Origin of the sequence: Streptomyces sp. XY431 (assembly GCF_001279805.1) — a bacterium.
GTDB lineage: Bacteria > Actinomycetota > Actinomycetes > Streptomycetales > Streptomycetaceae > Kitasatospora > Kitasatospora purpeofusca.
Genome location: NZ_LGDO01000495.1, coordinates 92527 through 103112, shown reverse-complemented (window position 1 = coordinate 103112; position 10586 = coordinate 92527). Strand labels below are relative to the sequence as shown.

Sequence of the window (10586 nt, the reverse complement as noted above, 5' to 3'; positions counted from 1 at the left end):
GCGGCGACCCGGCGGGGGACGGGGCCGGGGGCCGCGAAGGCGGGGAACACCGTGTAGGCGGCGGGGGCCGTGCGCGAGGCGAGGGCGGCCCGGGCGACGGCGCGGGCGGTGACCCGGCGGTCGCCGACGGCCTGCGCGGACTCCTCGTCGGCCCAGCGCTCCGCGCTGTAGGCGACGGCCCGCTGGAGCGGCCGCAGGAACGGGTTGACGCAGCCGGCCAGCTGGGTGGCCAGCAGGTGGCGGTGGTGCCGGTGGGTGAGGTGGGCGCGTTCGTGCGCGAGCAGCGCGGCGCGCTCGTCCTCGGCCAGGCCGTCGAGCATGCCGGTGGAGACGACCACCCGCCCGGGCGAGCGCGGCGAACCGGGCAGCGCGTAGGCGTACGGGGCCGGGTCGGGGAGCAGGGCGACGTCGGAGGCGGCGGGCAGGGCGCGGCCGAGGGCGCGCCGGGCGCGGGCGCGGATCCGCAGGTGCCGGACCAGGGTGCGGCCCACCGCGAGCAGGACGACGGCGAGGACGAGCAGCGCCGCCGTGCCGACCGTCTCGTGGTAGGGCAGGGCGTCCCTGACCTCGGGGTCGGACCAGCTGTCGGGCAGCGGGTTGCCGGGGAGCTGCGCGGTGCCGACGACGCCGATCAGGCCGAGGCTGACCGCGCTGCACAGCGCCATCACGATGCTGAACCCGGTGAGCAGCCGGGCGGCGCCGCGCGGGTGGAGGTGCTGCTCGGTGAGACGGGCGATGGGCAGCGCCGTCAGCGGCAGCACGAGCGGGAGGAAGACGAAGAAACCCACGGTGAGGAGGTCAGCCTTCGCGGTCGGGGGCCGGGGCGGTGGCGCTGTCGAGCAGGGTGCGCAGCAGTTCCTCGTCGTGCGGGAGCAGGGCGGTGACGAAGCTGGCGAGCACGGCGTCCCGGTCGGGTTCGCCGTCCAGGACGCGGCGCATCCGCAGGGCGGCGAGGCCGGCGGCGTCCGAGGAGGCCTGCCAGAGGTAGGAGCGGCCGGAGCGGGTCCGGCTGACGGCGCCCTTGGCGTGCAGCCGGGAGAGGATCGTCATCACGGTGGTGTAGGCGAGGTCGCCGTCGAGGCGTTCCTGGACCCAGCCGGCGGTGGCGGGGCCGGGCGCGTGCTGGAGCACCGCCAGTACCTGGGCCTCCAGTTCGCCCTGACCGCGCCGCCGGGCCCGCGGGTCGCCGGCCACCGGGGCGTTGGTGTCCTCTGCGGTGTCCGCGGTGTCCTCTGCCATGCCGGTCATCCTAACGAGAGGGCGTGGGGCCCGGAATCAGCGCTGTGGTTCGCGGACGTTCTGCTGCCGGTCGAGTGCGGCGATCTCCGGGTGGTGCAGGTCGAAGGCCGGGGATTCGGAGCGGATCCGGGGCAGGGTGGTGAAGTTGTGCCGGGGCGGCGGGCAGGAGGTGGCCCATTCCAGCGAGCGGCCGTAGCCCCACGGGTCGTCGGCGGTGACCCGCTGCCCGTACCGGGTGGTGTGCCAGACGTTGTACAGGAACGGCAGGGTGGAGATGCCGAGCAGGAAGGAGCCGATGCTGGAGACGGTGTTGAGGGTGGTGAAGCCGTCGCTGGCGAGGTAGTCGGCGTAGCGGCGGGGCATGCCTTCGGCGCCGAGCCAGTGCTGCACCAGGAAGGTGGTGTGGAAGCCGATGAACAGCGTCCAGAAGTGGATCCGTCCGAGCCGCTCGTCGAGCATCCGGCCGGTGAACTTGGGCCACCAGAAGTGGAAGCCGGCGAACATCGCGAAGACCACCGTCCCGAACACCACGTAGTGGAAGTGCGCGACGACGAAGTACGAGTCGGAGACGTGGAAGTCGATCGGCGGCGCGGCCAGCAGCACCCCGGTGAGGCCGCCGAAGAGGAAGGTGACCAGGAAGCCGACCGTCCACAGCATCGGGGCCTCGAAGCTGAGCGAGCCCCGCCACATGGTCCCGATCCAGTTGAAGAACTTCACCCCGGTGGGCACCGCGATCAGCATCGTCATGACCGCGAAGAACGGCAGCAGCACCTGTCCGGTGACGAACATGTGGTGCGCCCAGACGGTGATCGACAGGCCGGTGATGGCGATGGTCGCGGCGATCAGGCCGCTGTAGCCGAAGACCGGTTTGCGGCTGAACACCGGGATGATCTCGGTGACGATGCCGAAGAACGGCAGCGCGATGACGTAGACCTCCGGGTGTCCGAAGAACCAGAACAGGTGCTGCCAGAGCAGCGCCCCGCCGTTGGCCGCGTCGAAGGCGTGGGAGCCGAACCGCCGGTCGGACTCCAGGCAGAGCAGCGCGGCCGCCAGGACCGGGAAGGCGAAGAGCACCAGGACGGCGGTGAGCAGGATGTTCCAGACGAAGATCGGCATCCGGAACATCGTCATCCCGGGTGCGCGGAAGCAGATGATCGTGGTGACGAAGTTGACCGAGCCGAGGATGGTGCCGAAGCCGGAGAAGGCCAGGCCCATGATCCACAGGTCGGCGCCGATGCCGGGGCTGTACTCGGCGCTGTTGAGCGGCGCGTAGGCGAACCAGCCGAAGTCGGCCGCGCCGTCCGGCGTGAGGAAGCCGAAGACGGCGATCAGCGAGCCGAACAGGTAGAGCCAGTAGGCGAGCGCGTTCAGCCGGGGGAAGGCGACGTCGGGGGCGCCGAGCTGCAGCGGCATGATCCAGTTGGCGAACCCGGCGAACAGCGGGGTCGCGAACATCAGCAGCATGATCGTGCCGTGCATGGTGAAGAGCTGGTTGAACTGCTCGTTGGAGAGCAGTTGCAGCCCGGGACGGGCCAGCTCGATCCGCATCAGCATCGCCATCAGCCCGCCGAGCAGGAAGAACACGAAGGAGGTGGTGAGGTAGAGGGTGCCGATCCGTTTGTGGTCGGTGGTGGTCAGCCAGCCGACCAGGGCCCGGCCGCGCCGGCGGCGGGCGGCGACGCGGTGCCGTTCCAGCCGCGGGGCGCGCGAACGGTGTGGGGGCTGCTCCACGGGTTCCTTCGGCAGAAGAGTCACGTGCCGCGCCTTCCAGGTCCGGGGCAGGGGTCGGACCAGCAGTACCGGTCGGACCGCCGGGGCGAACGGGGGCGCGCGGGGCGGGTCACCCGAACAGGTGCGGTCCGGTTGCCGGGCGGCGGCGACGGGCGGACGGTCGAACCCCGGACATCCGTTCGAGTGAGTTCCGGGTCGGCGAGCCCTGGACCGGGGCGCTCCGGCCCGGAGCCCGAGGACCCGGATTCGAGGAGGTCCCATGAGCAGCACCACTCCGCCGACCCCGCCGACACCCCCGCCGTCGGGCGCGACGCCACCCCCCGGACAGGGAGCCCGACCGGCCGGCCCGGCCACGCCGCCGCCAAGGCACGGCGCCAGCGGCTGGGTGACCGGCGGGGTGCTCTTCGCCGGTGTGCTGATGATGATGAACGGCGTGCTCGACGTGACCCGGGGCATCATGGCGATCGCCGAGGACGACGTCTTCGTCACCACCCGCAACTACGTGTTCCAGTTCAGCCTCACCGGCTGGGGCTGGATCCATCTGATCATCGGCGCGCTGATCGCGGTGACCGGCTTCTTCGTGGTCAGAGGAGCCGTCTGGGCGCAGTACGTCGGTATCGGCCTGGTGGTGCTGGGCGGGATCGAGAGCTTCCTCTCGCTGCCCTACTACCCCATCTGGTCGGTGGTCGTGCTCGCCCTGGACGTGTTCATCATCTGGGCGCTGTGCACCAACGCCCAGGACCGCGGCTGACGCGGACCCGCCGTCCGACCGAGGACCGGCCGTCGTCGGCACGCCCCCCGGGCGCGCCGGCGACGGCCGGTCGCCGTCCACGGGCACGCGCCGGGACGGGCCCCGCCCCGGACGGGCCGCAGGTCAGACCCGCGCCCGCTGGGTGAGCGCGATGCAGAGCAGCACCACCACCGCCGTCACCGGCGCGGCGGCCGGCAGCACCTCGCCGAGCAGCAGCACCGACCAGATCAGCGTCAGCAGCGGCTGCGCCAGCTGGAGCTGACTCGCCCTCGGCACGCCGATCGCCGCCATCCCCCGGTACCAGACCACGAACCCGCCGAACTGCGACACCACCGCCGTGTACGCCAGCCCGGCCAGCGCCTTCCCGCCGAACTCCACCGGCTCGGCGGGCAGCGCCAGCGCCGTGGTCAGCGCGGTGACCGGCAGCGCCGCGACCACCGCCCAGCCGATCACCTGCCAGCCGGGCAGCTCCCGGGAGATCCGCCCGCCCTCCGCGTACCCGGCCGCGCAGATCAGCAGCGCCGCGAACAGGTACAGGTCGGCGAGGCCCGGCCGCCCGTGGCTCTGCAGCAGGGTGAAGCCGAGCACGGCCGCCGCCCCGGCCAGTGCCGCGCCCCAGAACAGCCGGGACGGCCGGGCACCGGAGCGGCCGGCCCGCAGCGCGGCGACGGCCGCGGTGGCCAGCGGCAGCACACCGATGACGACCGCCGAGTGGGCGGTCGAGGAGGTGCGCAGGGCCAGCGTGGTGAGCAGCGGGAAGCCGAGGACGCAGCCCGCCGAGACCACCAGCAGGCCGGGCCAGTGCCGGCGCTCGGGCAGCGGGACGCGGGCCGCCGCCAGGCAGAGCGCGGCGAGCACCCCGGCGAGCAGGCCGCGCAGGCCGGTCGCGGTCCAGGGGCCGAAGCCGGTCAGCGCCCAGGCGGTGGCGGGGAAGCTGAAGGAGAAGCAGAGGACACCCAGGGCGGCCTGCGCGGTACCGGCGGAGCCACCGGTACCGGGTGCGGCCTTGGGCGCCGCGGCCACTGCGGTCGCCCCTGCGGTCGCCGGGGCCGTCGTCTGCGCCGTAGCGGGCCGGTCCGCTATCGCCGAACGGAGGGTAGCGCTATCTTGTGCTCTCATGAATGAGCGTAGCAGTGTGACCGAACTCGCCGACAGTCTGCGACGGGAAGTCGAGCGCTACCCGGAAGGACGGAAGCTGCCGTCGAGCCGGGCCCTGATGGAACGCCACCAGGTCAGCCCCGGTACGGTCTCCCGCGCCATCGCCGTCCTCTCCGCCGAGGGGCTCGTGATCTCCCGCCCGGGCGCCGGGGTGTTCCGCGCGGCCGCCTTCACGACCGGCCCCGCGACCGGCGCCCGCAGGGCCCCGGCCGGTACCGCCCGCCCCGGCGACCTCTCCTGGCAGGAGATCGCCCTCAGCAGCGACACCGGACCGCGCGACCTGCTGGCCGCCCCGCTGTTCGCCACCCTGCGCGTGCCGCCGCCCGACGTCATCGACCTCAACAGCGGCTACCCGCACGCCTCACTGCTGCCCGAACGGCTGCTCGCCGCCGCCCTGGCCCGGGCCGGACGCCGCCCCGGCGCCTGGGAGCGCCCGCCCACCGACGGCCTCACCGAGCTGCGCGGCTGGTTCGCCCGCGACATCGGCGGCCACGACGGGCCGATCGCCACCGGGGACGTCCTGCTCACCTCCGGCGGGCAGAGCGGCCTCACCGTGGCGATGCGCTCCCTCGCCGCGCCCGGCGCACCGGTCCTGGTGGAGTCTCCGACCTACCCGGGGATCCTGGCGGTCGTCCGGGCGGCGGGGCTGCGGCCCGTCCCGGTGCCGGTCGACGCCGACGGCGTCCGCACCGACCTGCTGGCGGACGCCTTCGAGGCCACCAGGGCGCGGGTCTTCGTCTGCCAGCCGCTGTTCCAGAACCCGACCGGCGCGGTGCTCTCCCCCGAACGCCGGGCCGAGGTGCTCCGGATCGCCCGGGCGGCCGGGGCCTTCGTCGTCGAGGACGACTTCTCCCGGCTGCTGGTCCACGCGGACGCCCCCGCGCTGCCCCGGCCGCTCGCCGCCGACGACCGCGACGGGGTGGTGGTGCACCTGCGTTCGCTCACCAAGGCCGCCTCGCCCAATCTGCGGGTCGGCGCCCTCACCGCGCGCGGCCCGGCCCTCGCCCGGCTGCGGGCCACCCAGGTGGTGGACAGCTTCTTCGTGCCCCGGCCGCTCCAGGAGGCGACGCTGGAACTCGTCGCCGACCCGGGCTGGGCCCGTCACCTGCGCGCGCTCGGCACCGAGCTGCGCAACCGCCGCACCGCCGCCGTCGCCGCCCTGCACCGCGAGCTGCCGGGCGTGCTCGGCAGCTACCGCCCCGGCGGCTACCACCTGTGGCTGCGGCTCCCCGAGGGCGTCGACGACGGCGTGCTCACCGCCGCCGCCATGCGGGCCGGCGTCCAGGTGACCCCCGGCCGCCCGTACCACGCCGCCGAACCGCCGGCCGCCCATCTGCGGCTCAGCTACGCCGCCGCCGAAACCTCCGCCCAGGTGGTGGAGGGCGTCCACCGGCTCCGGGCGGTACTGGACGAGGTCACGACGGGCTGACGGCGGCCGCGGACCCTCCCGGCGCCGCTACGGGTGCCGCTACCGGTGGCCGGCCATCCGCTCCAGCCGGGCGATCCGCTCGGCCATCGGCGGATGGGTCGAGAACAGCTTCGTACCGGCCTCGCCCGGCCGGAACGGGCTGGCGATCATCATGTGGCTGGCGGTCTGGATCTGCGGCTCCGGCGGCAGCGGCAGCTGCCGGGTGCCAGCGTCCAGCTTGCGCAGCGCGCTCGCCAGGGCCAGCGGGTCGCCGGTGATCCGGGCCCCGTCGGCGTCGGCCTGGTACTCCCGGGAGCGGCTGACCGCCAGTTGGATCAGCGAGGCGGCGACCGGACCGAGGATCATGATCGCGAGCAGCCCGAACAGGCCCGGGCCGTCGTCGTCGTCACCCCGGCCGAACGGGATCAGCCAGGCGAAGTTCACCAGGAACATCACCACCGAGGCGAGCGCGCCGGCCACCGAGGAGATCAGGATGTCCCGGTTGTAGACGTGGCTCAGCTCGTGGCCGAGGACACCGCGCAGCTCGCGCTCGTCGAGCAGCTGCAGGATGCCGTCGGTGCAGCAGACCGCCGCGTTGCGCGGGTTGCGGCCGGTGGCGAAGGCGTTCGGCGCCGGGGTCGGCGAGATGTAGAGCCGGGGCATCGGCTGGCGCGCCGAGGTGGAGAGCTCCCGGACGATCCGGTACAGCCGCGGCGCCTCGATCTCGCTCACCGGGCGGGCCCGCATGGCGCGCAGGGCGAGCTTGTCGCTGTTCCAGTAGGCGTAGGCGTTGGTGCCGAGGGCGACCAGCAGGGCGATCACGAAGCCCGTACGGCCGAAGAAGGAGCCGATCACCAGGATCAGCGCCGAGAGGCCCCCGAGCAGGGCGGCGGTCCTCAGTCCGTTGTGCCGGCGATGCACGGGTGGCCCTCCAATGGTGCGTGGGGAAGCCCTTTCTGCCTCGTCCCTCCTGCCCGGTCAACGGGTGGGGGCCGGGGCCTTGTTCCCTTGTGACCGGCGTGACACCCGACCGGGGGACGGGACCCCGCCCCGGCCCGCCCGCCGGGCGGGGTTCAGAACAGCGAACCGCCGACCACCTGGAGCACCAGCTGCGGGGCCACCGAGAGCACCACCGCGACGGAGGCGGTGAGGCCCAGGGTGGCGGTCAGCGACACCGGCAGGCGCCGCTCGGGGGCCGTTCCGGCGGCCGCGGCCGCGCGGTCCCCCGCCCCGGCCTCCGCCTCCGCAGCCGCCTCGGGGGCCGGCTCCGGGGCCGGGGCGAACAGCACGGCGGTCCAGCGCAGGTAGTAGTACAGCGCGACGACCACATTGACGGCCATCACCACGGCCAGCCAGCCCAGCCCGGCGTCGACGGCGGCGCGGAACACCACGACCTTGCCGAACAGGCCGATCACGCCCGGCGGCAGCCCGGCCAGGCAGAGCAGGAAGAACGCCAGCGCCAGCGCCGTCCAGCGGCGCCGGGCGAACAGCCCGCGGAAGTCGTCCACCCCGGCCTCGGAACGGCGGCCGACCGCCGCCACCACACCGAAGGCGCCCAGGTTGACCACACCGTAGATCAGCGCGTACGCGGCGGTGGCGCCCAGCGGGTCGGTCGTGGTGGGCGCGTAGCCGGCCGCGGCCAGCGGCACCAGCAGGTAGCCGGCCTGGCCCACCGAGGACCAGGCGAGCAGCCGGACCGCGCTGTAGCGGGTGTCGAAGCGCTGGCGCAGCGCGCCCGCGTTGCCGACCGTCATGGTGACGGCGGCCAGCACCGCGAGCACCAGGCCCCAGGTGTGCGCGTACGGGCGGAAGGCGATGGTGGTGACCAGTGCCAGTCCGGCCAGCCCGGCCGCCTTGCCGACCACCGAGAGGTAGCCGGCCACCGGCAGCGGGGCGCCGGTGTAGGTGTCCGGCACCCAGAAGTGGAACGGCACGGCGGCGACCTTGAAGGCGAAGCCGGCCAGCGTGAGCACGGCTCCCGCCTCGGCCAGCGGCTTCAGCTGCGCGGGGGCGTGCTCCAGCCCGGTGGCGACGGCGCCCAGGTGCAGGCTGCCGCTCGCCGCGTAGACGAAGCCGATGCCGAGCAGCATCACGGCGGTCGCGGTGACGGAGGACAGGAAGAACTTGAGCGCCGCCTCGGCGCCCCGGCCGTCCCGGCGCAGCGCGACCAGGGCGAAGGCGGGCAGCGAGGCCACCTCCAGGGCGATCACCAGGGTGGCGAGGTCGCGGGAGGCGGGCAGCAGCGCGGCGCCGGTGGCGCTGGAGAGCAGCAGGAACCAGTACTCGCCGCCGGGCAGCTCCTCGCGCTCCACCGTGTGGGCGGACAGCAGGGCGGCGATCAGCGCGCCGCCGAGTGCGAGCAGCTGGAAGACCAGGGCGAAGTGGTCGGCGACGTAGGAGCAGCCTGCGTTGTCAGTGGCTCCTGTTACGTTCTGCGCACAGAAGGTGGCTCGGGGTGACCCATCGGTGAGCGGGAGGAGCGAGACGATGGCCAGGGCGAGTGCGGCGGCGGTGAGCCGGCCCAGCCAGCGCTTGTGCCGCGCGGGCAGGAAGAGGTCGGTGACCAGCACGGCGAGGGCGGCCAGCGCGGCGATCAGCGGGGGCGCGATCGCCACCCAGTCCACGGACTGGATCAGGCTGCCCGGGTTGGCGACGGCGAGGGAGGTCACAGTGGTCTGCCCCGTGGAGTGAGATCCGAGTGCGGTGCCGAGCATGGTCAGCCACCCCCGAGCAGGTGCTTGACCGCGGGGTCGGAGAGGCCGAGCAGGAGCGCGGGCCAGAGGCCGGCGAGCAGGGTGAGGGCGGCCAGCGGCGTCCAGCTGACGGCCTCGTAGGGGCGGATGTCGGCGAGTTCGGCCACCGGCGCGGGCTGCTTCGGGTCGCCCATGCAGACGCGCCTGACCACGATCAGCAGATAGGCGGCGGTGAGGAGGGTACCGAGACCGGCCAGGACCATGTAGGTGACGAACGCGGGGCGCGAGAGGCCCTCGGCCGGGTCGAACGCGCCGAACATCGCGAGCAGCTCGCCCCAGAAGCCGGCCAGGCCCGGCAGGCCGAGGCTGGCGACGGCGGCGAAGGCGAGCAGCGCGCCGAGCCGGGGCGCCCGCCCGTAGAGGGCGCCGCCGGTGGCGCCGGCCAGGGTGTCGAGGTCCGCTGTGCCGTAGCGGTCCTTGAGCGCCCCGACCACGAAGAACAGCAGGCCGGTGATCAGACCGTGCGCGATGTTGGCGAACAGCGCGCCGTTGACCCCCACCGGGGTGAGGGAGGCGATGCCCAGCAGGACGAAGCCCATGTGGCCGACGGAGGAGTAGGCGATCAGGCGCTTGAGGTCGCCCTTGGCCCCGGTCCGGGAAAGGGCGAGGCAGGCCAGCGAGCCGTAGACGATGCCGACGGCGGCGAACGCGCCCAGGTAGGGGGCGAGCGTCGTGGTGCCGTCCGGGACGACCGGGAGGAGGACGCGGACCAGGCCGTAGGTGCCCATCTTCAGCAGCACGCCGGCGAGCAGGACGGAGCCCACCGTCGGGGCGGCCGTGTGCGCGTCCGGGAGCCAGCTGTGCAGCGGCCAGGCGGGGGCCTTGACCGCGAGCCCGATCATGATCGCCAGCGCGGCGATCACCTGGGTGGAGTGGCTCAGGCCGGAGCCGTGGGCGGCGGCGAGGGCCTGCATGTCGAAGGTGCCCGCCTTGAGGCCGACCAGCAGGAAGCCGAGCAGCATCACGGCCGAGCCGAGCAGCGTGTACAGGATGAACCGGTTCGCGGCCGGCACCTTCGCGCCGCTCCCCCAGCGGGCGATCAGGAAGTACATCGGGATCAGCACGATCTCGAAGGCCAGGAAGAAGAGCACCAGGTCCAGCACCGCGAAGGTGGCCAGCATGCCCACTTCGAGGAGGAGGAACAGCCCGACGAAGGACCGGGCCGAGGGCACGCCCGCCCCGGACGGCAGCCGCCGCTCCGAGTACAGCGCGCAGAGGAAGGTGAGCAGCGAGGTCAGCACCAGCAGCGGCAGCGAGACACCGTCCACACCGAGGTGGAGGCGCACCCCGATGGCCGGGATCCAGGCCACGTCGGTGGTGGCCTGCATCCGGGCCGGCTCGTCGTGGTCGAAGCCGGCCGCCAGGGCGACGGTGAGCAGCAGGACGGCGCCGGTCAGCACCGTGCCGAAGCGCAGCGCGCGCCGGTCGGCGGCGGCCGGGTCCGGGCCGAACACCGGGGCCAGGGTGAGCGCGGCGCCGAGCAGCGGCAGCACCAGGAGGGCGATGAGGACCGCGTTCATCGGGCGCTCCTAGTGACAACCACGGG

Annotated in this window: 9 protein-coding genes; 2 read left to right on the top strand and 7 right to left on the bottom strand. The window is 73.8% G+C overall.

Annotation, left to right across the window (positions count from 1 at the left end):
- The 3 genes from ADK60_RS34930 to ctaD all read right to left on the bottom strand — a co-directional run.
- Positions 1-788: M48 family metalloprotease (locus ADK60_RS34930; protein ID WP_053650875.1), on the bottom strand; the 788-nt coding region annotated here is incomplete at its 3' end.
- 10 nt (positions 789-798) lie between these two features.
- Positions 799-1239, bottom strand: coding sequence for a BlaI/MecI/CopY family transcriptional regulator (locus ADK60_RS34925; RefSeq protein WP_079008939.1), 441 nt, complete (start codon positions 1237-1239; stop codon positions 799-801).
- A 36-nt stretch (positions 1240-1275) separates the two neighbouring features.
- Complete coding sequence (gene ctaD, locus ADK60_RS34920; RefSeq protein WP_502687473.1) at positions 1276-2934, bottom strand: aa3-type cytochrome oxidase subunit I; 1659 nt, start codon at positions 2932-2934, stop codon at positions 1276-1278.
- Between the two features lie 295 nt (positions 2935-3229).
- On the opposite strand from ctaD, the gene ADK60_RS34915 reads away from it, so the two are divergent.
- The gene (locus tag ADK60_RS34915) at positions 3230-3721 is read left to right on the top strand and encodes a DUF7144 family membrane protein (protein WP_079008938.1); all 492 of its coding nucleotides are present in this window, start codon (positions 3230-3232) and stop codon (positions 3719-3721) included.
- A 123-nt stretch (positions 3722-3844) separates the two neighbouring features.
- On the opposite strand, the gene ADK60_RS34910 is transcribed toward ADK60_RS34915, so the two are convergent.
- A complete protein-coding gene (locus ADK60_RS34910) occupies positions 3845-4840 on the bottom strand; it encodes a DMT family transporter (RefSeq protein WP_079008937.1) in 996 nt (331 codons plus the stop codon).
- Between ADK60_RS34910 and ADK60_RS34905 the strand changes: the two genes are divergently transcribed.
- A complete protein-coding gene (locus ADK60_RS34905) occupies positions 4839-6308 on the top strand; it encodes an aminotransferase-like domain-containing protein (protein WP_053650872.1) in 1470 nt (489 codons plus the stop codon). The genes ADK60_RS34910 and ADK60_RS34905 overlap by 2 nt on opposite strands.
- Positions 6309-6347: 39 nt before the next feature.
- Here ADK60_RS34905 and htpX read toward each other — a convergent pair whose 3' ends face one another.
- The 3 genes from htpX to ADK60_RS34890 form a co-directional block, all read right to left on the bottom strand.
- On the bottom strand, positions 6348-7208 hold the full coding sequence (htpX, locus tag ADK60_RS34900) for a zinc metalloprotease HtpX (protein ID WP_045937868.1): 861 nt from the start codon (positions 7206-7208) through the stop codon (positions 6348-6350).
- Positions 7209-7360: 152 nt separating this feature from the next.
- The gene (locus ADK60_RS34895) at positions 7361-8956 is read right to left on the bottom strand and encodes an NADH-quinone oxidoreductase subunit N (protein ID WP_053650886.1); all 1596 of its coding nucleotides are present in this window, start codon (positions 8954-8956) and stop codon (positions 7361-7363) included.
- 47 nt (positions 8957-9003) lie between these two features.
- Positions 9004-10560, bottom strand: coding sequence for a complex I subunit 4 family protein (locus tag ADK60_RS34890; protein ID WP_053650871.1), 1557 nt, complete (start codon positions 10558-10560; stop codon positions 9004-9006).
- Positions 10561-10586: the final 26 nt, after the last annotated feature.